Source organism: Jeotgalicoccus sp. S0W5 (assembly GCF_011634875.1).
Lineage (GTDB): Bacteria > Bacillota > Bacilli > Staphylococcales > Salinicoccaceae > Jeotgalicoccus > Jeotgalicoccus marinus.
Genome location: NZ_SIRQ01000003.1, coordinates 687,303 through 709,345, shown reverse-complemented (window position 1 = coordinate 709,345; position 22,043 = coordinate 687,303). Strand labels below are relative to the sequence as shown.

22 protein-coding genes and 1 riboswitch are annotated in these 22,043 nt (G+C 36.5%); of the genes, 16 read left to right on the top strand and 6 right to left on the bottom strand.

Annotation, left to right across the window (positions count from 1 at the left end; translation table 11 throughout):
- Window positions 1-65 precede the first annotated feature (65 nt).
- From EYB29_RS05880 to EYB29_RS05855, 6 genes are all read left to right on the top strand, one after another.
- Entirely contained in the window at window positions 66-395 is a 330-nt protein-coding gene (locus EYB29_RS05880; RefSeq protein WP_240921834.1) for a hypothetical protein, read from the top strand.
- Window positions 392-2,032: a terminase large subunit gene (locus EYB29_RS05875; RefSeq protein ID WP_166626817.1), complete on the top strand. Its 1,641-nt coding sequence runs from the start codon at window positions 392-394 to the stop codon at window positions 2,030-2,032. The genes EYB29_RS05880 and EYB29_RS05875 overlap by 4 nt, the downstream gene beginning before the upstream one ends.
- A gap of 13 nt (window positions 2,033-2,045) precedes the next feature.
- The gene (locus EYB29_RS05870; protein WP_166626816.1) at window positions 2,046-2,354 is read left to right on the top strand and encodes a phage head closure protein; all 309 of its coding nucleotides are present in this window, start codon (window positions 2,046-2,048) and stop codon (window positions 2,352-2,354) included.
- 727 nt (window positions 2,355-3,081) lie between these two features.
- Window positions 3,082-4,131, top strand: a complete 1,050-nt coding sequence (locus tag EYB29_RS05865) for a 2,3-butanediol dehydrogenase (RefSeq protein ID WP_026866645.1) — start codon at window positions 3,082-3,084, stop codon at window positions 4,129-4,131.
- A gap of 124 nt (window positions 4,132-4,255) precedes the next feature.
- Window positions 4,256-5,113 (top strand): fructosamine kinase family protein, encoded by an 858-nt coding sequence (locus tag EYB29_RS05860; RefSeq protein WP_026866646.1) that lies wholly within the window; start codon window positions 4,256-4,258, stop codon window positions 5,111-5,113.
- Between the two features lie 79 nt (window positions 5,114-5,192).
- Window positions 5,193-5,954, top strand: coding sequence for a CHAD domain-containing protein (locus EYB29_RS05855; RefSeq protein WP_166626815.1), 762 nt, complete (start codon window positions 5,193-5,195; stop codon window positions 5,952-5,954).
- A 60-nt stretch (window positions 5,955-6,014) separates the two neighbouring features.
- On the opposite strand, the gene EYB29_RS05850 is transcribed toward EYB29_RS05855, so the two are convergent.
- Window positions 6,015-6,770 (bottom strand): MerR family transcriptional regulator, encoded by a 756-nt coding sequence (locus EYB29_RS05850; RefSeq protein WP_026866648.1) that lies wholly within the window; start codon window positions 6,768-6,770, stop codon window positions 6,015-6,017.
- Between the two features lie 262 nt (window positions 6,771-7,032).
- On the opposite strand from EYB29_RS05850, the gene EYB29_RS05845 reads away from it, so the two are divergent.
- Window positions 7,033-7,500, top strand: coding sequence for a hypothetical protein (locus tag EYB29_RS05845; RefSeq protein ID WP_026866649.1), 468 nt, complete (start codon window positions 7,033-7,035; stop codon window positions 7,498-7,500).
- Between the two features lie 58 nt (window positions 7,501-7,558).
- Here EYB29_RS05845 and EYB29_RS05840 read toward each other — a convergent pair whose 3' ends face one another.
- Together EYB29_RS05840 and EYB29_RS05835 are read right to left on the bottom strand one after the other, a co-directional pair.
- Entirely contained in the window at window positions 7,559-8,158 is a 600-nt protein-coding gene (locus EYB29_RS05840; RefSeq protein ID WP_026866650.1) for a hypothetical protein, read from the bottom strand.
- Between the two features lie 75 nt (window positions 8,159-8,233).
- Window positions 8,234-9,151, bottom strand: coding sequence for a 1,4-dihydroxy-2-naphthoate polyprenyltransferase (locus EYB29_RS05835; RefSeq protein WP_026866651.1), 918 nt, complete (start codon window positions 9,149-9,151; stop codon window positions 8,234-8,236).
- A gap of 116 nt (window positions 9,152-9,267) precedes the next feature.
- Here EYB29_RS05835 and EYB29_RS05830 point away from each other — a divergent pair, with 116 nt between their 5' ends.
- The 5 genes from EYB29_RS05830 to menE are packed head-to-tail and all read left to right on the top strand — an operon-like array spanning window position 9,268 to window position 15,353.
- Window positions 9,268-10,662: an isochorismate synthase gene (locus EYB29_RS05830; RefSeq protein WP_026866652.1), complete on the top strand. Its 1,395-nt coding sequence runs from the start codon at window positions 9,268-9,270 to the stop codon at window positions 10,660-10,662.
- Window positions 10,625-12,292 (top strand): 2-succinyl-5-enolpyruvyl-6-hydroxy-3-cyclohexene-1-carboxylic-acid synthase, encoded by a 1,668-nt coding sequence (gene menD, locus EYB29_RS05825; protein WP_026866653.1) that lies wholly within the window; start codon window positions 10,625-10,627, stop codon window positions 12,290-12,292. Before EYB29_RS05830 ends, menD begins: the two co-directional genes overlap by 38 nt.
- On the top strand, window positions 12,282-13,073 hold the full coding sequence (menH, locus tag EYB29_RS05820) for a 2-succinyl-6-hydroxy-2,4-cyclohexadiene-1-carboxylate synthase (protein WP_026866654.1): 792 nt from the start codon (window positions 12,282-12,284) through the stop codon (window positions 13,071-13,073). Before menD ends, menH begins: the two co-directional genes overlap by 11 nt.
- Window positions 13,070-13,888: a 1,4-dihydroxy-2-naphthoyl-CoA synthase gene (gene menB / locus EYB29_RS05815; protein ID WP_026866655.1), complete on the top strand. Its 819-nt coding sequence runs from the start codon at window positions 13,070-13,072 to the stop codon at window positions 13,886-13,888. Before menH ends, menB begins: the two co-directional genes overlap by 4 nt.
- 55 nt (window positions 13,889-13,943) lie before the next feature.
- On the top strand, window positions 13,944-15,353 hold the full coding sequence (gene menE, locus EYB29_RS05810) for an o-succinylbenzoate--CoA ligase (RefSeq protein WP_026866656.1): 1,410 nt from the start codon (window positions 13,944-13,946) through the stop codon (window positions 15,351-15,353).
- Here menE and yidD read toward each other — a convergent pair.
- Window positions 15,343-15,582 carry a membrane protein insertion efficiency factor YidD gene (gene yidD, locus EYB29_RS05805; protein WP_026866657.1) on the bottom strand — a complete coding sequence of 80 codons (240 nt, stop codon included), beginning with the start codon at window positions 15,580-15,582 and terminating at the stop codon, window positions 15,343-15,345. The two genes, menE and yidD, sit on opposite strands and share 11 nt — an antisense overlap.
- 74 nt (window positions 15,583-15,656) lie before the next feature.
- On the opposite strand from yidD, the gene ytkD reads away from it, so the two are divergent.
- Window positions 15,657-16,115, top strand: a complete 459-nt coding sequence (gene ytkD / locus EYB29_RS05800; protein WP_026866658.1) for an RNA deprotection pyrophosphohydrolase — start codon at window positions 15,657-15,659, stop codon at window positions 16,113-16,115.
- Between the two features lie 56 nt (window positions 16,116-16,171).
- Here the strand turns inward: ytkD and pckA are convergent, their stop codons facing one another.
- Complete coding sequence (gene pckA / locus EYB29_RS05795) at window positions 16,172-17,746, bottom strand: phosphoenolpyruvate carboxykinase (ATP) (protein ID WP_026866659.1); 1,575 nt, start codon at window positions 17,744-17,746, stop codon at window positions 16,172-16,174.
- Between the two features lie 210 nt (window positions 17,747-17,956).
- Window positions 17,957-18,059: riboswitch (SAM riboswitch) on the top strand.
- 95 nt (window positions 18,060-18,154) lie between these two features.
- On the opposite strand from pckA, the gene metK reads away from it, so the two are divergent.
- The 3 genes from metK (at window position 18,155) to EYB29_RS05780 (ending at window position 21,731) form a co-directional block, all read left to right on the top strand.
- Window positions 18,155-19,339: a methionine adenosyltransferase gene (metK, locus tag EYB29_RS05790; RefSeq protein ID WP_026866660.1), complete on the top strand. Its 1,185-nt coding sequence runs from the start codon at window positions 18,155-18,157 to the stop codon at window positions 19,337-19,339.
- A 28-nt stretch (window positions 19,340-19,367) separates the two neighbouring features.
- Window positions 19,368-20,276: a nuclease-related domain-containing protein gene (locus EYB29_RS05785; RefSeq protein ID WP_026866661.1), complete on the top strand. Its 909-nt coding sequence runs from the start codon at window positions 19,368-19,370 to the stop codon at window positions 20,274-20,276.
- A gap of 75 nt (window positions 20,277-20,351) precedes the next feature.
- Window positions 20,352-21,731 (top strand): NAD-dependent succinate-semialdehyde dehydrogenase, encoded by a 1,380-nt coding sequence (locus tag EYB29_RS05780; RefSeq protein ID WP_026866662.1) that lies wholly within the window; start codon window positions 20,352-20,354, stop codon window positions 21,729-21,731.
- Window positions 21,732-21,765: 34 nt separating this feature from the next.
- Here EYB29_RS05780 and EYB29_RS05775 read toward each other — a convergent pair whose 3' ends face one another.
- On the bottom strand, window positions 21,766-22,002 hold the full coding sequence (locus EYB29_RS05775; RefSeq protein ID WP_026866663.1) for a hypothetical protein: 237 nt from the start codon (window positions 22,000-22,002) through the stop codon (window positions 21,766-21,768).
- Window positions 22,003-22,043: the final 41 nt, after the last annotated feature.

Sequence of the window (22,043 nt, the reverse complement as noted above, 5' to 3'; positions counted from 1 at the left end):
TAAGCAAGGGAGAGTTAAGAAAAACTTAACATTAATGAAAGGAAGATGTTTTAATGTCAACAAGAGTGAAGAAACAAGCAACTTCTGTCGATATGCGAAAACTTAAAACGATATTGAAGGAAGTTCCAGAAGATAGACAACCGATAGCAAACAATCTCTATAGTGAACTGTTATTCATGCAGCAGACTTTGAAGGTGCTTAAACAGCAGGTGCAAGAAGAAGGCCCAGTAAGTATGTTTAAGCAAGGTCAACAAGAATTTTTAAGAGAACACCCAGCATTAAAAGCCTATAACACTACGATACAAAAATACAGCTTATTATTTAAACAATTAATCGACCTGCTGCCAGATAGTGAAGTTTCAAGTACAGATGAACTGTTAGACTTTTTAGAATGAATTACGTTCAAGAATATTTTAACGAGATGCAAGCAGGTCGCATTGTTGTATCTAATCGAGTGTATCGACAGTATGAGAAGTTGGTCAGTGAAATTAAGCATCACGACAAATATATCTTTGATGAAGAAAAAGCCCAACGACCGATAGAGTTTATCGAGCGTTTTTGTAAGCACTCTAAAGGTCAGTGGGCAGGCAAGCCTATAGAGTTGGAATTGTTTCAGAAAGCCTATATTAGTGCTTTATTTGGCTTTGTCGATAAAGAAACAGGCTACAGAAGATACACCGAAAGCATGTTTTATGTTGGTCGTAAGAACGGTAAATCTACCATGTTGGCTGGAATTGCTCTGTACATGCTCATTGCAGATAAAGAGGGCGGAAGTGAAGTCTACAGCATCGCAAGTAAACGTGATCAGGCCAACATCTTATTTGATGAGGCACATAACATGGTCAAACAAAGTCCGTACTTGTCTAAGCACGTGAGAAAGCGTAAGAGTGATTTATATTTTGCTCACACCTTTAGCAAGTTCATGGCACTCGGTAAAAACAGTAACTCATTAGACGGTTTAAACGCTCATTTAACAGTTATAGACGAACTTCATTCCATACAGGATAGAAACCTCTATGAAGTTATGAAACAGTCGCAGTCGGCACGACAAGAGCCGTTATTGATTATGATAACGACCGCTGGGGCAATCCGTGGTACTATCTTTGATGATATGTATGAGTACGCTTGCAATGTAGTAGATGGCACATTCACTGATGAGAACTTTTTACCTGTCATGTATGAGTTAGACGAAAAGAAAGAATGGCTAGATTCTGACAAGTGGCAGAAAGCCAATCCAGCTCTAGGCTCTGTGAAGAAATTGGAGGATATAGAGCGGAAGGTAGAACGGGCTAAGAATAATCCTAATGAACTTACGGGGCTACTCACGAAAGACTTTAATATACGTGAAACCGTGCATAGTGCATGGCTCACGTTTGATGATATAAACAATGAAGAAACGTTTAATATTGATGATTTCAAGGGCTACTATGCCATAGGTGGTGTAGACCTAAGCATCACAACTGATTTAACTTGTGCGACTATCCTAATGGTCGATAAGGACACTCAAAAACGTTATGTGCATCAGATGTATTGGCTACCTAAAGATAGTTTTGAGTATCGTGTAACAGTTGAAAAGATACCCTATGATAAATGGCTTGAACAAGGCCTACTAAGGCTGTGTAACGGTAATACCATCAATTACAGTGATGTCACAGCATGGTTTTTAGAAATAGTAAACGACTATGGCATCACACCGCTATGGATCTATTACGATAGCTATTCAGCACGGTATTTTGTAGATGAAATGGAACAGCATGGCTTTGAAATGATTAGATGTATTCAAGGTGCGAAAACCTTATCGCTACCGATGCAGAATTTAGGTGCAGACTTGAAAGCGAAAAAGATTAATTACAATAACCACCCAATATTGAAATGGTGCTTAACCAATACTGGTACAGAGCAAGATAGGAATGGCAACATCGTTCCTGTTAAAAACCAGTCGCCTAAGATGCGAATTGATGGCACAGCGAGCCTGTTAGATAGTTATGTTGGTCTATATGATCACTATGAAGAATTTCTTAGAGCGATGTAAAGGAGGTATAAAAATGAGTTTCTTATTTAAACATAGAATTGAAATTGTAGAGGAACAAGTAAACCCAGGTCCTTATCCTGGTACGAGTTTGCAAGTGGTCGCAAGACCATGGGCAGACATAAAGACGATGCAGGGCAAAGAGGTGCAGGTCTTTAAAAGTGAAGGTCATGAAATAACAACACGGTTTATAATTAGGTACATGAAAGGTCTAAATGAGAGTATGAAAATTAATTATAAGGATAGAGAATACGACATTGAAAGCCTAATTAATGATAATGAAGATAATTACACTATAACCATCATCGGTAAAGCGAATGTGTAAAAAGTGAACACCATACACGCTCATACAGAACCATTTAGCAAGTGTCTAAGGGAATAAGTCCTAAACTTGTTAAAACCTCTGTATGGGCTTATTTTGTGTTATTATGTAATTTGTACATATGAGTACAAAAAAAGAGCAGCCTAAGCTACTCTAATGACAAATACGATTTGACATTTACGCAATGTACATAATTCTGTAAAAGAAAATTTGCGAACAGTTCCAGACGCTGTTCAAGTTTCTCAAGTCGTACCAGAAAATTTTTTGTTACAAATACTATTTATAGTGTAGATTTTATGGCAATAAATCTACTCGCTAGATGATTAGTCTAGCTGTCTTTATTATAACACAAAAAGTGTCTAAAAGCACTGATATGACAGTATTTTAAAGTTTAAATCTGTGTCGAAATCTGTGTCATTTTAGTCTGAATTAGACTGTTTTTATCTATATGTAATATCGGCAAAAGTGTTGATATTACAGGCTTTCACTACTACTCTAATATGTAAATAATGGTCTCGCTGTCCGTTACATAACTCCATAGTAATGATGGAGAGAGTGGACACGTGTCTAAACGCGTGTCCATTTTTTATGCTTTCATTTAGTAAAATTAACGATTCACATATAAGTCATAATAATCTAAAAATTTTTATGAATATCATGGATATTATTTGAAAAATTTTGTATTTAAGAGATAATAATAGTAGAACAACATTTGAAAGGATGATTGCAAGTGAGAGCGGCAGTATTTTACGAAGCAAAAGACATTCGCGTAGAAGATGTTGAAATACCAGAAGTTAAAGAGAATGATGTTAAGGTTAGAGTGGCATGGACGGGTATTTGTGGAAGTGATTTACATGAATACAACGCAGGTCCAATTTTCATTCCAAAAGATGAAGCCTCGCCATTAACTGGAAGACAAGCACCATTGACTATGGGACATGAGTTCTCTGGCGTGATAGAAGAAGTTGGTAGTGGGGTAGATGGCCTTAAAGTAGGAGATAAGGTTACTATCAATCCTCTAATTACAGGTAAGGTTCATGACAATCCTTTAGTTGACATGTACAAAGGATTTACCTTTGTTGGTCTCGGTAGTGATGGTGGATTTGCTGACTTTACAGTTGTTGATCAGCGAAATATAGTCAAATTACAAGATGACACATCATTACAAATTGGAGCGCTTGTAGAACCTACAGCTGTTGCATTACAAGCTATTAGAGAATCTGAAATGAATTTCAGTGATTCTGTTGCAGTATTTGGGGCTGGACCGATTGGGTTGTTAACTGTTATTGCAGCTCGTGCAGCTGGTGCTAAGGATATTATCGTTTTTGATTTAAGTGATAATCGCTTAGAAAAAGCTAAAGAAGTTGGAGCAACTTATGTTGTTAACTCAGGCAATGAGGACCCTGAAGAATTTGTGAAAAAATATTATCCTGATGGTGTGGATAGAGCTTTTGAAGTCGCAGGTGTTCCGGTAACTGTGAATCAAGCCATTGCTGTGACACGAGCTCGAGGTATGGTAACTATCGTCTCTATTTTTGAAAAAGAAATGGATTTCAATCCAATGTTACTCACGGCAAGTGGTGTAAGAATTTCATCTACACTTGCATATGAGCCAGATATTTTTGAAGCAACTGTTAAAATGATCGAAAGTGGTCAAATCGACCCAAGCCCAGTCATTACAGATCAGATTGAACTGGAAGATGTTGTGACAAAAGGCTTTGAAGAATTGTTAAATAATAAGAATCAATCTAAGATCTTAGTTAAATTAAGTGGAGAATAATATATTTAGTTTTAGTGGCTCTCTGTGCTCATGACAGAGGGCCATTATTCATTTTAACATCAGTTTGCCCATCAACCATTTAGGGAAATAATTTGTATGAGATTGTTGAAAGTGAGTGATGGTCTTGAATCAAAAATGGCATAATAATTTACCAATTTCCGATATTGTTTCTATTAGCCCTGTTGCTGGTGGGGACGTTAATGATGCATATAAAGTAGAAACTAAATCTAAAGAATATTTTCTCTTGGTACAGCCGAACCGTACTGAGGCATTTTATTTATCTGAAGCAGCGGGTCTTAAAAAGTTTGCTGAGATTGGTGTCAATGCACCAAAAGTAATCAGTAGTGGGGAAATCGATGGTGATGCATATTTACTGCTTTCATTTATTGATGAGGGCAGTGGTAGTCAAGCTGATTTAGGTCATATGGTGGCTAAATTACATTTAGAACATAATGAAAATGGTCAATTTGGTTATGATTTTCCACATGAAGGTGGGGATATGACCTTTGATAATGCATGGACGGATTCTTGGATAGAACTATTTGTGGAACGACGACTCGATGTAATTCGAGATATAGTCTTAGAAAGAGGTTACTGGAATAAGGATGACCTAGATCTATACGATAAAACACGCCAGGTCATCGTAAAAACGTTAGAAAACCATAATAGCAAACCGTCATTCTTACATGGTGATTTGTGGGCAGGAAATTACATGTTTGAACGTGATGGGACACCTGTCTTATTTGATCCGTCCCCATTCTATGGAGACCGTGAGTTTGATTTAGGTGCGACAACTGTTTTTGGTGGATTCAGTGGCGACTTCTATGATGCTTATGATGAGGCTTATCCATTAGAAGCTGATGCATGGAAGCGGATTAGGTTTTATAAATTCTATTTAATTTTTGTACATCTTGCGAAATTTGGTGGCTTATATAAGAGCAGCTGTAAAGAATTAATGATGGATATTATTTCAGAAGCATAAATTACCAGTAGTGGGGGTATATATTATAAAATTTCACTAATAGTGAGGGCGATGAAATATGGAAGAAGCTAGAAAAGTAATGTATAAGAGACTGAAAGTTTTGCATAAGGCGTATACTAATTTTAGAAATAATCCTTTTAATCCAGACTATGCGCATGAAATACGCACAAATAGTAGGAAACTGAGAAGTATGTTTAACTTTTTAAAAAATTCTATGGATGAAGCGGACTATGATCATGTTAATAATTCATTGAAAGACTTTGCTTCTATCTATGGACCAGTTAGGGAAATTGATGTATTAAATGATTGGTGTACAGTTGTTGCGACTAAAGAACCAGAGTTAAGTAATGAATACAAAGAATTATTTAATCATTTTACTAAAGAACGTCGCCGTGAAATGAACCGCACATTTAATAAAACGAATACTTTAACCTCAACAACAGCAATAGACGATGCAACAAAAGCCATTGAGCAATTATCTTTTAAAAAGCCAAAAAAACTAGATAAGGACATTAAGAAGCAATTGCAAAAGAAAGAAGAAAAGTTGCTGGAAAACTTTGAGCATTTAGATTTAGAAGACTATGAAGGCGTACATGAATTAAGAAAAGAAGCAAAAAAATTACGCTATCCTGCTGAGGATTTAGGTAAATTATCGTCTGTGACGCACAAGAAGATTGCATCAAAGGCAGAAGATATTCAGGATGATTTAGGTCAACTGACAGATGCAGAGGTAAATATTAGATTGCTTAATAACTATGCTGAGAAAACTGATAATGAATCGCTTAAGCAATTATTTTTAGACCTTGCTGACATACAAAAGCAAGAGTTGCCTAGCAAGTAAAAAATGCATGCCATGAAGCATGCATTTTTGGATTATATAAGTTTAATCAATTTTTCACACTTATTTTGTATACTCAAGCACTGCGTCTCTTAAAAATTCAGCACCCTGATCTACATGTTGATTATAATAGTGCTTGAATCGTTCGTCTTGAACGTACATTTCCACCAAGCCTCTATGCGCTTCTTTAGAATAAGAAGGCCAGCTGAAGCTTAGCCACTCCTTATGTTTACTCGCGAGTAGTTTGGCAGCTTCAGAAGCTGGATCATTAGTTTGTATTGCTGTTTTTAACAACTCGATAATTTCTTGTTCTAGATTTCTGAACGCTTCGTAATCATCTTCACTCATGCCCATTAATTTTGCATTGCTTTCGTCTATGGTTGTATCACCATATTTTGCTCTAATCTCAATGCCGAATTCTGCTTCGTTTTTATTGATTAAATCTTTTTTAAACCCTTCAAATTTTTCTTGATCTGACATATCGATCTCTCCTTTATGATTCAAAATCGTCTTTTCCACGGTTTTGATTATTTCGTCGAGGCGGGTACGTTCGTCAGTCAATGCTTTATAGTGCGCATTTAAAGTGTTAAGCGCTTCAAAATCACTATCATTAATCATCTGTTTGATTTCTTTTAAGCCAACATCCAATTCTCGATAAAAAAGAATCTGCTGCAGCAAATCGACTTCTTTTTTACCATAAATTCGATAACCTGATGTTGAGATTTTAGCTGGCTTGAGTAAGTCAATCTGGTCGTAATATCTCAATGTACGACTAGAAACGCCTGATAATTTTGCGAGCTGACTGACTGTATATTCCATATCATCCCTCCTGACATTTCTCATAATAAGAGTTGACGTAACGTCAAGGTCAAGTGTTTATTTAGAATTTTTGTTGTTGGTAGATATAAAGAGGGCAATGGCAAGAATTAAGAAGGCAAAAAAGGCAATACCAATTGCTATCAGTACCTGAATCATATTTATCTCTCCTTCGTTATCATCTTCAATGTATCATATTTATTTAGATAACATAAATTTAATGGTAAAATAATGTAAAGGAACTATAGAAAGAAGTTGAGAATAAATGGATCCCTTATCAGTATGGTTAGATGTAATTGTTATCGTCGGCTTGTTTATTGCCCTAATTGTGGCCTTAGGTGCATATACAGCAAGAAAACGTTCTGAAGTGATGACGACACAACCGAAATTAATGATTGATGAAGTGGGTTGGCGAACGGATGACCGCGGTAGATATATGATGTTTCGCGTAGAAAATAAGAGTGATAACCCATTTCAAATTAGTAAGGTCTATGTAAAAGGTTATGATTTTACGACTAAATATCATTACATCAAAGAAGAAGATGAGAATGATGTTGTCATCATAAAATTTTATATGCAACCTGACCAAACACTCAATTCTCGCATTAGAATAAATTATCGAGACTTTAATAATAAACCCCACACAGTAATGTCAGTTCGCCTAGATATGGAAGGTGGAGAACTCACATATGAAGCTGAAGGAACGAAATTCATTTTAACCAAAACCAAATAATGTCATAAAAAAAGGTCAATGTGATATCACATTGACCTTTTGGCTTATAAGTAGAAGACTATTCTTCAGAATCTTCACCAGACTCTTCTGATTCAGCAGAATCTACTGCAGAGAAGTCAAGTTCTAGCGTTTCGTCAAGTTCTTCTGTTTCCTCTAACGGGTTTTCTCTAGCCTGAAGGTGAGTGTCCATCTCGGGATCGAGTGGTCCATATACAACAACAGCAGTCGAAGATTCCCCTGCATCCACTAATTCTGAACTTGCTGCCTTACCTTCATCGAACTCGCTGCCATCTTCTAAATCCATTGTTAAGTTATCTGTCGGTGCTTCACCTGCATCACTAAGTTGCCTAACAGCTAAGTCTAAACTGAATGATTCAGAAGGTGTTACAGCATTATCGGTTGTATTTTCAAAATCAAATTCGACGGCAACTGCAGGTACAGACGTTTCATTACCTTCTTCGTCTGTTGATGGTACTTCAACGACTGTAAAGTTGTTGAAAGTGTAGTCACCATTTGCCCCTGAATACGAAAGTGAATCTTCGCTCGCTTCTTCTGTGCCTTCGTTGTCCGCTTGATCTTCTTCAGTAGCATTACCACATGCAGCAAGTGCTAGTGTTAACGCCATACCTCCCATAATAAATGGTTTTTTAAAGTCCATTATAAATCCCCCTAAGTTTGATTACTCAACTTCAATTATATAGAATTTTTTGTTAAATACAATTTCTAATTGAAATTATATTCCAGTTAAGCCATAAATGATAAGGCCTATTGTCATAAGTAGCCCCATCACTGTGTTTAATTTACCCATTGAAGCCATTGCTGGAATCAATTCGACAGGGGTATTCCCTTTTTTCATCAGCATAATTGTTTTTATGGCTAAGGGAATTGATAGAAGAGGAATGAGTAGAAATACTGACCCCATATCTGTGAAAAATGCCATATAAATTAAGAATAAGTATGAAAATAGTAACAACACGGCTGCAGTCGCTACAGCAAATGGTTTACCGACTAATATCACATATGTTTTTCGTCCGCTCTCCTTATCTTTCTTACGGTCCCGAATATTATTCGCCATATTCAAAAGACCGATAGTGATTGCTGATGGTATTGACATCAGTAGTGGGAAGACATGAAGTGTACCAGTATGGATATAAAAGGTAATCATTATGATAACTGTTCCCATGAAAAATCCGGCAAATATTTCACCGAAAGGCGTCCAAGATATTGGAATAGGCCCGCCTGTATAGAGGTAACCGATCGCCATAGAAATCGCACCAACTAAGAGAATCCAAAAGGAAGAATTAATCGTGATGATTATGCCTAGTATCCCAGCGATTACATAAAAGCTAATCGCAATAGACAAGACAAGCTTCGGGCTCATGCCATTTCTGACAATGGCACCAGCAATACCAACAGACTCATGGGAATCGAGACCACGTTTAAAGTCGTAGTACTCGTTGAACATATTCGTTGCAGACTGAATTAACAAAGTTGCAATTAACATGAGAAAGAACATGGTCCAGCGAATATCACTGAACAACATGACACTCGCCGTACCAATAAAGACCGGAACAAAACTTGCTGTTAATGTATGAGGTCGCGTTAGCATTAAATATTTTTTAATTCCTGTATGAACAGTAGCTTCTTGCATGACTTTCTCCTTTAAAACATGATGTGCTTAATTTTATCATATTTAAGTCTTGTCCATACACACAGTCGTTAAAAAATGATAAAATGAAACTAATTATATTGAAGGTAGTGTGACTCATGAAATTAGAATCGTCTAAAACTTTTATAGAGCAGATCACTTTGGATTCTGATCGTCAGTATTTAACTTTGCATCTCCCTATAAATGAATATCAAATCGACGAAGAGCAAATTTTTACTTATTTCAAGGAATCCAAGGGCTCACGCTATTGGTTTAGGTCAAAAGATAATACATATAATACGATTGGCATTAATTATATAGATAGTATCTGGAGAGATCGATTTAATCCAATTGCTCTACAGGAAAGTAAACAAAAATTATTTTCAAATATTCAAATGGAACCACTTGCAGATTACTTAAAATCAAAATTGAACTTGTTTGGTGGCACACTGTTTGATGATAAGGATACTACGGATGAGTGGAATGAGTTTAGAATGGTCGAATTCCATTTACCAGAATGGCAATTTGATTTAAAAAATCAAGAATTATTTTTAACACGCTTAAAATCTACGGCTAATTTAAATGAGTTAATTGAAGAAATAGATGAAGTCTTATCTTCTATAGAAGCGATTGAGTTAGTGGATAAGGATAAGCCAGTAGTTAAAAGTATGAGAGACATCTTCCCTAAAGAGTGGAAGGAATTAGTTGATGAGGCAATTGAAAAACTGGATGGTGACTTTAAAAAAGTCGTGCTTGCTAGGCAAAAATTAATCAGATTTGAGTCTAAAGCAAAACGCTTGTATTTAATAAGGCGTTTAAAAGACGAGGCAGATACGTACACGATATATTATGAAAAAGGGAAGTCGACCTTTGTATCTAAGACACCTGAAAAATTGTTTTCAATTTATGGTGAAGAATTAAGTACAAATGCGATTGCTGGTTCTATAGAAAGACTCGTTGATCCTGACGAAAACGATGAACACAAGGACTTCTTATTACAAGATGAGAAAAATCTTTTTGAACACAAAGTTGTTAGAGAGTCTATCATCAATGATATTGCACCATTTTCTGATGGTTTAAACTATACTAAGAAACCACAGCTATTAGAAAATAAATATATTTATCATTTGTATACACCGATTCAGGCGATGTTGAATAGTGAAGCTGATGAATTTAAAATATTAAAACAAATTCATCCAACACCAGCAGTCGGTGGACTACCAAAAGAGAAAGCAAGAGAATATATCAAGGAAAATGAATACGGTACAAGAGGTTTATACGCAGCCCCACTTGGCCTCATTCATCAAGATAAGGAATGTGAATTTGCCGTAGGCTTAAGATCTATGTTGATTTCAGCGAGTAGTGCAACCTTGTTTGCAGGATGTGGAATCGTTAAAGGTTCTGATGCAGAAGCTGAATTTCAAGAAACGGAAATCAAGTTCACACCGATGTTAAACGTCCTGGAGGCGACTACTAATGACTTATACAAACGCACTAACAGCGCAAACGTTTAATTATATTGATGCCTTATATGAATATGGCATGTCTGAAATTGTAATTAGCCCTGGGTCGAGATCAACGCCCCTGGCTATTGCTTGTGAATTACATGAACATATTAAAACTTACATTCACCCTGACGAGCGTGGTGCCGCATATTTTGCCATTGGCTTATCTAAGAAAAAAAGACAACCTGTTGGCATCTTATGTACATCAGGTACGGCAGCTGCGAACTATACACCAGCAGTCAGTGAAGCGGGACTCAGCCACATACCATTGATTGTGATTACTTCAGATCGTCCAGCTGAACTTAAAAATGTAGGGGCGCCTCAAGCGATTAATCAAAATGGTATGTTTAGTAATTTTGTTCGCTACCAAACTGAATTACCAGTTGCAGATGATCATGATTCTGCGCTTAGTTTGATTGAAGACAAGGTGCTACAAGCGAGTCAGTACTTTACTGGTGTAAACATGGGACCAGTACACTTTAATATTCCAATTAGAGAACCTATTATGCCTGACGTCGAGCAGTTGGTGCATTTTCATAGAAAACAAAAGGATATAAGTGCACCGTTAACCGTTCCTAGGAATATTGAACGATTAAATGGTCAAGGACTTGTGTTGATAGGAGAAACTGCAGAGGATTTGACTGAATTATTACCGCTACTAAATTCAAAAAATTTAACTGTAATCTGTGATCCTAGACAAAATATAAGAACAAAACTTGATAAGACAATAGTCAACCACGATATGATCTTTTCACATTTAACGGAGTCCTTTAAGGCATACATTGATGAATCAGCGGATTTTATTATTAGAATTGGTGAACCGGTAACATCTAAATTAACAAATAATTTTTTAAAATGGACATCACTCCCACAATTCCTCATCAGTGAATTTCAAGATATTAAACCGTTTCCTAAGACACCAGATGTCACTTATTATGGAACGGTTTGTGAAATTTTACCAAGGTTAGTAGAGCCAACAAATCAAGCTGATTTAAGCAAGCAGTTTGAAGCCTTATCTAATGAAATTAGTCAGTGTGTAGATAAGCACATCAATCAATACGATGATGAAGGTCGATATGTCTATGATATAATTCAAGGCACGAATGAAGAAAGAACATTCTTCTTATCTAGCAGTATGCCGATTCGAGATTTTGAGCGCTATGACACGCCTGTTAAGCATGATGTTTTTTCTAACCGAGGTGCGAATGGTATCGATGGTGTGATTTCAACTGCCTTAGGTTTGGCTACAAAAGAAAAAGTGACTATGCTCATTGGTGATGTATCTATGAACCATGACTTGAATAGTTTATTGATGGCTAAATTAGAAAATATTGATTTTACAATTATTGTTTTTAATAACAATGGTGGTAATATATTCTCGTATTTACCGCAGTATAGTCATAAGCCACACTTTGAGAGATTATTTGGAACACCATTAGATTTAAATTTTGAACATGCTGCTAAATTATATGATTACGAATATAATCGAATAAATTCTATTGAAGCACTGTCTAGTGACATGCTAAACAGGGACGGTCGTCAGTTGATAGAAATCATGACAGATCGTCAATATAACCTAGATAGTCACAATCGTCTTAAAGCTGAAATAAAGCAGTTGGTGACAGATTTTGAAGCTTAATTATGAGTATTTAGATCATAATCAGAGTCAAACGATTATTTTATTACATGGGTTTTTATCGACAAGTAATAGTATGAAAAAGATTGCTGAATCCTTAAGTGATATTAGAAATGTTATTTTAGTAGATTTACCAGGTTTCGCAGGTACAAAGAGTGTGGGCATTTCCTATACTATGAAGGATATCGCAAGTGGACTGGATGACATTATTAACGAATTAAATCTTAATCGGGTCGACATATTTGGTTATTCGATGGGTGGTAGAGTGGCGCTTGCCTTTACAGTTTTACAGCCTGATAGTGTTGAACTCCTGATTTTAGAAAGTGCCTCAGCAGGTATAAAGGATGAGGCAAATAGAGTGAATAGACAACAGATTGATAAAGACCGACATGATAAGATGATTGAGAACTATCAGATGTTTTTAAAGGACTGGCAAGCACTGCCTCTGTTTAATAGTCAACAACATATAGATCCAGACATTTTAAATCAACAGCAAAGTGAACGACAAAGCCTAAATCCATCGGAAGCAGCAGATAGCCTACTCAAGTATGGTACCGGAGTCCAAGACTCCTACTGGGATGATATAAAAAGCATCTATCAACCGGTCTTATTAATGGTAGGGCAAGAGGATGAGAAGTTCGTCTCTATAGGTAAAACGATGTCACAGCTTATAAAAAGTGCTAAACTAGAAATAGTAGAATCTTGTGGACATAATATACATCTAGAATCATTTGATGTCTTCATTAAAATACTGAAAGCTTATTTACAGGAGGAAAATTCATGACTAGAGTTTGGGAAACAATTAAAGAATATACTGAGATTAAATATGAATATTATAACGGTATTGGTAAGGTTACGATAAACCGTCCGGAAGTACATAACGCGTTTACACCGGATACAGTGCAACAAATGATTGATGCCTTTACACGTGCAAGAGACGATCAAAGAATTTCTGTGATCGTTTTAACTGGTGAAGGGGACAAAGCCTTCTGTTCAGGTGGAGACCAGAAGAAACGTGGTCACGGTGGCTACGTTGGGACAGACGAAGTGCCCCGTCTAAATGTACTTGACCTACAAAGACTTATCCGTATCATTCCTAAACCAGTCATTGCCATGGTTGCAGGTTGGTCAATTGGTGGCGGTAACGTACTTCAAGTGGTCTGTGACTTAACAATTGCTGCGGATAATGCAAGATTTGGTCAGACAGGACCTAAAGTAGGATCATTTGATGCTGGTTATGGTTCCGGCTACTTAGCAAGAATCGTCGGTCATAAGAAAGCACGTGAAATCTGGTACCTATGCCGTCAATACGATGCACAAGAAGCACTCGATATGGGCTTAGTCAATACGGTTGTACCGCTAGAACGATTAGAAGATGAAACAGTGGAGTGGTGTGAAGATATTATGAAACATTCACCAACTGCCTTACGTTTCTTAAAAGCAGCAATGAATGCAGACACAGATGGACTCGCAGGTTTACAGCAGTTCGCTGGAGATGCAACATTACTTTACTACACAACAGATGAAGCGAAAGAAGGCCGCGATGCGTTCAAAGAAAAACGAAATCCTGACTTCGATCAATTCCCTAAATTCCCATAAAGTTTATAGTAAAATCTAACACCCGTCTCTGATGGGTGTTTTTGAGGTGATTTAAATGTCATATAAATGGCTAGAATCTGCTATGTTGGAAAATCCAGACAAGCTAGCGGTTAAATATAAAGATAAGACTTTAAACTACAGACAGTTATATATGAAATCACATGAGTTGTCGACTCACCTAGAAACTTTAAATCAAAAAAGAGTCGGGCTTTTAATCGATAACTCTTTGGACTCAGTGATTCTAATACATGGTCTAATGTTACATGGTGTAGAAATGGTATTATTAAATACACGTTTAACTGGTCATGAAATTAGATCACAGCTTGATGATGTCGTTGTTGATACAGTCATTACGACAATTCAAGCTGAGATACCCGATACTAAAATAATTCATTTTGATGAGCTGTATGACTTGCCATCAGCAACTGCAATGGTGAATCAACCAGATGCGGATGATATATTATCCATTATGTTTACTTCAGGTACCACAGGGCGTTCAAAAGCGGTCCCACAAACCTATGGAAATCACCAGGCATCACATAATAATTGCCAGAATGAAATGAATTATAATGAAGACAGTGTATGGATGATGGTCAATCCAATTTTTCATATTTCAGGATTGTCAGTTATGTTTAGAACTGTAATGAGTCAAAGTACTTTAATTTTAGTTAATAAATTTGACCCTGAATCTGTGTGGTCAATCTTAGAAAATGAAAAAGTTAGCCATACTTCAATGGTTCCTGTGATGCTAAAACGCTTATTAAAATTTAAAGGTAAACACTGCCTTGAAGGCATACTGTTAGGTGGGGCGAGTACAACACCTAAATTGTTAAAAACAGCAATCGACCAAGGATTACCTGTCTATAATTCATTTGGTATGACTGAAACTTGCTCTCAGATTGTTCAAATATCCTCCAATGACAAAAACATTCTAAATGGTACAGTGGGGAATATTCATACTACTGCGACTAAAATCAAGCTAGATGAATCAACCCATGAACTCCTAATTAAAGGAGACTCTGTCGTTAAAGAATACTTAAATGCAGATATGAATCATACAGATGGATATTTCAATACAGGAGACGTCGCGAGTATTGACGATGACGGATACATTTATATTCTTGATCGTCGTAATGATTTAATTATTAGTGGTGGCGAGAACATTTATCCGAAAGAAATAGAAGATGTTGTCTATATGCTTGATGAAGTGAATCGCTGTGTGGTTATTAAAAAAGATGATGACGAGTGGGGGCAGGTTCCCGTTTTACTTTTAGAAGAACCTGTAGATAAGCCCCGTCTATTAAATCATCTTTATGAGCATTTAGCGAAGTATAAAATTCCAAGAGAAATACACTATGTTGATGAGATTAAATTAACATCAACTGGAAAGATATCTAGAACAATTAATAGAAATATGTTTCTAGACCTAGATGAAAAGGTATTGAAAGATGATACTAAGATTTAGATTTTTTCTTCTTTGTATTTACTGGTACCGGATCGAACCCACCTTCATGGAAGGGATGACATTTAAGAATACGCCTTGTTGCTAAGTACGACCCTTTGATTGCGCCATGTTCATTTATAGCATCGATTGCATAATTTGAACAAGTCGGGTAAAAACGACAAGTTGGCGGTGACATGGGGGAAATATTTTTTTGATAGAAATGAACTGCTCTGATTAGAATTTTTTTCATTAGTCAATCACCTTTTAATAGTAGTACAGTTATTGTAGGCCGATAATACGTAGACTGCAAGGGGAGGAGTTTAAATGAAAACATTTAAAGACTTTAAAGGACGCGATGTTACCTTAAAATATGAGTATGTCGATCAGACAGATCATGTGCTAATTATTCCTAAACTTAATAATCAGTTTCTGTTGACGCATCATAAAGAAAGAGGATTAGAATTTCCCGGTGGTAAAGTTGAACAAGGAGAATCACTTGTTGAAGCAGCTCAAAGAGAGCTGTATGAAGAAACAGGTGGTTTGGTAGTAAACTTACATTTCGTTGGAACATACACAGTAAATGACGGTGAAGATACCTTTAGTAAAGCCGCATTCTGTTGTAACATAGAACGCTTGGATGGACTACAAGATTATCAGGAAACACTAGGACCTAAGTTAGTCACACAAATAGAAGATATTGATGATGAAGATAAAAGCGAATTGTTAAAAGATGAATGTATTCTTCATCTATATAATGAAGTAAGAGAACATGGTTGTCAGTAAAATAAACGGACCCAACAAAGAATAATTGTTGGGTCCGTTTTGTATCTAATTATTGTTTAAAATCCGCCTTTAGCTGCAATTTCTGCAGATTCTTCACCGAATTTTTTGAAGTTCTCAATGAATTGATCTTTAAGTGCTTCTGCTTTTTCATTATAAGCATCTTTTGATTCCCAAGTATTAGCAGGCGCTAAAATTTCTTCAGGAACACCTGTGACAGCAGTAGGGATAGATAATCCGAAGACATCATCTTTAACAAATTCACCAAGTTCTAATTCACCGCTGATTGCACGTCTAACCATAGAACGAGTGTGTTTGAGATCCATACGTTTACCAACGCCGTACTCTCCGCCAGTCCATCCTGTGTTAACCAGGTAGACGTTAACATCATGCTTATCAATTAAGTCACCTAGCATATTTGCATAGACTGTTGCATGTAATGGTAGGAACGGTGAACCGAAACCTGTTGAGAATACTGGTTGTGGAGACGTGACACCACGTTCTGTACCTGCAAGTTTCGATGTAAATCCACTCAAGAAGTGATACATTGCTTGGTCTTTAGATAACTTAGAGATAGGTGGTAATACACCAAATGCGTCTGCAGTTAGGAAGACAATTGTTTTCGGGTGACCTGCAACTGATGGAATACGTGCGTTATCGATATGGTTAAGTGGGTAAGCGGCACGTGTGTTTTCAGTTAATGCATCATCATCATAATCCGGATTACCTTCTTCATCAATAACAACATTTTCTAAAACAGAGCCAAATTTGATTGCTTCAAAAATTTCGGGCTCTTTTTCTTTTGATAGGTTGATTGTTTTAGCATAGCAACCACCTTCAATATTGAATACACCATCTTCATTCCAGCCGTGCTCATCATCACCGATTAAATCACGTTCAGGATCTGCAGAGAGCGTCGTCTTACCTGTACCAGATAGACCGAAGAATAGTGCAACGTCCTTGTTCTCACCGACATTTGCACTACAGTGCATACTCATTACACCTTGTTCAGGTAATAAGAAGTTCATGATAGAGAAGATGGATTTCTTCATTTCTCCACCGTACTCAGTACCACCAATAAGAATAATTTTCTTCTCTAAGGAAACGAGTACAAATACTTCTGATTTTGTACCATCTACAGCAGGATCTGCTTTAAAAGTTGGTGCAGAGACAATTGTAAATTCAGCGTCGATTGCTAATGCTTCTTCCTTAGTCTCAGGACGAATAAACATAGTTTTAGCAAACATGTTGTGCCAACTAAATTCATTAACAACTTGTAGTTTTAGTTGAGTCTGAGGATCAGCACCAGCATAGCCATTAAAAACAAATAACTCTTCTTTTTCATTTAAGTATGTAGTCACTTTTTCAAACAAATTGTCGAATATTTCTTCAGAAATCGGTTGGTTAACTTCTCCCCAATCGACTTTATTTTCAGATACGCTATCTTTTACGACAAAACGATCTTTAGGGCTACGGCCTGTATATTCACCAGTTTGAGCACGCAGGGCACCAGTGTTTGTTAATGTAGCTTCACCACGTCGTAAAGAAGCCTCTACTAGTTCACTGTTTGATAGTTGTTTGTGTGTTGAGGATTTAGCGACTAAGTCCTCGATTAAACTCTTGTGATTAACCATGATTCGCCTCCAAAAATATTTGAATTAAAACGCATTATTTAGAAATTAGTATAACACATTACTTTTTACGATAACACTATAATAAGAGTACATCTATAAGTAATGATGCACATTTCTAATTTAAGAAATAAATTTAACTTATTATATTAGTTTGATTTGGTCTAAATCTTGATTATCACATATCAATATTGTAATATATAGCTAAGTTATCTCTTATCAAGAGGTGGTGGAGGGATCAAACCCTGTGAAGCCAGAGCAACCTCCTTTTCAAGAAAGGTGCTAAAGAATGCAGAGTAATTCTGAGCGATAAGGGAAAAGGGCGAGCCTTTTTCTCTATGTTTATGTGGAGAATAAGGCTTTATTTTTTGCTTTAGGAGATAGCTAATTTAGCTATAAAGGAGAATTTTAATGTCAGAAAGAAAGTTATTTACATCAGAGTCAGTCACAGAGGGACACCCAGACAAAATTGCAGATCAGATTTCTGATGCGATTTTGGATGCGATTTTAGAAGGTGACCCATATGCGAGAGTGGCATGTGAAACTGTAGTTAATACAGGACTTGCTTTAATTGTAGGGGAAATCAGTACTGAGACTTATGTAGATATTCCTAAGACAGTTCGTGAAACTGTTAAGGAAATAGGCTACGTGGATGCTAAGTATGGTTTTGATTATAAGACGATGTCAGTATTAACTGGTATTGATGAACAGTCAGAAGATATCGCGGTTGGTGTTAACAATGCTTTTGAAACGAGAGAATCACAAGGGGTTTCAACTGGTGCAGGTGACCAAGGTCTAATGTTCGGATTTGCAACGAACGAAACGAAAGAGTTTATGCCTTTACCAATTGCACTTGCTCACAAAATTTCAAGACGTCTAACAGAAGTAAGAAAAGATAAGACGATTTCTTACTTAAGACCAGACGGTAAGTCCCAAGTGACAGTTGAATATGATGAAGCGGGTCAGCCGCTCCGTGTAGATACGATTGTTATCTCAACCCAACATCATGAGAACATACCTGCTTCTGAAATATATGATGATTTATTAGAGCATGTGATTAAAGCAGTTGTACCTGAACATCTTTTAGATGATGAAACTAAATACTTCATCAATCCAACAGGTCGTTTTGTAATCGGTGGCCCACAAGGGGATGCTGGCTTAACGGGTCGTAAAATTATAGTGGATACTTACGGCGGATATGCACGTCATGGTGGTGGTGCATTCTCTGGAAAGGATCCAACAAAAGTGGACCGTTCAGCAGCTTACGCAGCCCGTTATATTGCTAAAAATATTGTAGCGAGTGGTATTGCTGATAAGTGTGAAATCCAATTAGCATATGCAATTGGTGTATCTCAACCAGTATCTATCTCTGTTGATACATTTAAAACGGGACAATATGATGAAAATAAAATTGTTGAAGTCATTAGAGCGCTGTTTGATTTGTCACCAGATGGAATAATAGATATGTTAAACTTAAGAAAGCCAATTTATAAACAGACTGCAAGCTATGGCCATTTTGGGCGTTCGGACATTGACTTACCTTGGGAAAGATTAGATAAGGTCGATGCGCTTAAAGAATTATTAAGAAATCGCTAGGTGAGCACTGTTGGAAAGTAGGAATGTTATGAACACGGAAATCTTTACTAATCCCATTTTTATTGCGATTGCTGTCGTTCTTCTTATAGTAGTAATCTGGTTTTTAGTTTATTACTTTAAACATCGCAATCAAGTGAAAGTTGTTGAAAACAATCACGCTAAGGAAAAAGAATCTTTAGTACAGAAGTACGAAAGTGAACATGAAGCAGAAAGACTTGAGCACAAAAAAGAATTATCGAATTTAAATGAGAAGTATTATAATGATACGACTTTACTCGATAACAAATTATCAAGTTTACATCAGTTCTCAGTAGACAAAGGTGAATATTTAACAGACTTAGCTTTGATTCAGTTAAAAGATAAGTTGGTCAAAGATGAGAAAATCCGCGAATCCGATATGATTATCTTATCTAATGTATTCCTACCTTCACGAAATTATACGAATACACGTAAAATCGACCATTTAGTTTTAACACGTACAGGTATCTACTTGATTGATTCTAAGTATTGGAGTGGACACATTTTACATGGTGTGAATGAAGCACAATTTGAAACAGTGCCTTATGTAGAATCATTCTTCGACTTACTCGATCTAGATAAGAAACGAGAACAAACATTAATCTTCGAAAAGGCAGATCAGAAAAACGTATCTGTTAATCATTATAATGGTGTCATCGATGAGACGAAGATTACTGCAGAGAAGCTTAAAAACAAGTTGAAATTACAATACGATATCGTACCGATTATATATTTTAATCCTAAAGATAATGGTAACTATTCAATTACAAACTACTCAGAAGATCCATCAATCCGTGTAATTGTCGGCCAAGAAGACCTAGAAGCATTCTTCTTGAAATATGTTTTCCATGGCAGATTCCAATACACGGTTAAAGACTTAGATGAAATTGCAGATGCAATTTTAGAACAGAGCCTGTGATCTTAAATTTTGTAAATTGAAAATAATCGTCCTATAATTATTTATAGGACGATTTTATTTTTGGAGGGAAAAACAATGTCAGAAGAAATTATTGTAATTAATCCCGCAACAAGAGAAGAAATTGGGAAAGTGCAGAAAGATAGTCAAGATGATATAGAAAAGAAAATAGACTTAGCAGATGAGACTTTTAAATCATTTAAGAAACTCACTGCCTATGAAAGAGCCGATTTACTTTTTAAATGGGCTGACAAAATTGATAAAAATAAAGAAGAAATTGCAGAACTTGTAACGAAAGAAGGCGGAAAACCGCTAACTGAAGCGCTGGGTGAAGTCGACTATGCAAACAGTTATATTAGATATTACGCAGAAGAAGCTAAACGTATATATGGACGTACAGTACCTTCTTCAAAAGAAAACAACCGTATCGTTGTTACGCGCCATCCGATTGGTGTCGTTGCGGCAATCACACCATGGAACTTCCCAGTTGCAATGATGGCCAGAAAAGCGGCTCCAGCAGTAGCAGCGGGAAATACCTTTATTGTAAAACCGGCTAGTGCGACACCATTATCCGCAATGAAATTTATTGATTTAGCATTAGAAGCAGGTTTTGACAAAGGTGTAATACAGTACGTCAATGCCTCTGGTAAAGATGCTGGTGAGATATTTACAAAATCTGATAAGATTATGAAACTCACATTTACAGGCTCAACAGCAGTAGGTAAAAAACTAATGAGTGACGCATCTGTAACTGTTAAAAATGTAACGATGGAGCTAGGAGGACATGCACCATTAATTGTTCATAAGGATGCAGATATTGACAAAGCTGTAGAAGGTACGATTGCCTCCAAATTCAGGAACTCGGGACAGACTTGTGTCTGTGCAAATAGACTGTATGTTCACGAAGATGTTCTAGAAGAATACACAGAAAAACTTACAGCAAAAGTTAAAGAGTTAAAAATGGGTAATGGTATGGAAGACGGAGTAAAAATTGGGCCTTTAATTGATGAAGATGGCTATGATAAGGTCATGAATCAATTAGAAGATGCGATCAGTAAAGGTGCGAAAGTTGAAACTGGTGGACAAGGTAATAAAGAAGCAGGTTACTTCATAGAACCCACAGTCCTTTCTAATGTCAGCGATGACATGTTGTGTATGAAAGAGGAAACTTTTGGACCACTTGCCCCGATCCAAAGCTACAGTAACTTAGATGAGGCAGTGGCCAAGGCAAATGGTACAGAATTTGGTTTAGCTGCATATTACTTCACTGAAAACTATGCGACGGGTGTGTATTTAACAGATGTCTTAGATTTCGGGGTGCTCGGTTGGAATAACGGTGCACCTAGTGCTGCAAATATTCCATTTGGTGGCCTAAAAGAAAGTGGCGTCGGTAGAGAAGGTGCAATTGAAGGTTTAGAACCTTACACTGAAACAAAAGTGACCTCAATTAATTTGTAAAATATAGTAAAAGGAACGGATCTTAGTAAAAATACTAAGATTCGTTCCTTTTGTTTTTCTTATTTCTGTAGTTTGCCTCGTCTTTACGCGCAATTTCTTCATCTTTTTTCACATTTGAACGAAAGCCAAGTGAGAGTAAAGCAACAAGGGCTGGCATGACAATGGTACTTGCCCAGTTTATACCATCTAAAAACATAATTTGAACAATGACGATAACTACAAATACTAATATGTACATATAAATGAGACGGTTAATATTTTCTTTATTCATGAAAGCTCCTTTGTAAGCGTATACTTATGTTACTTTTATTT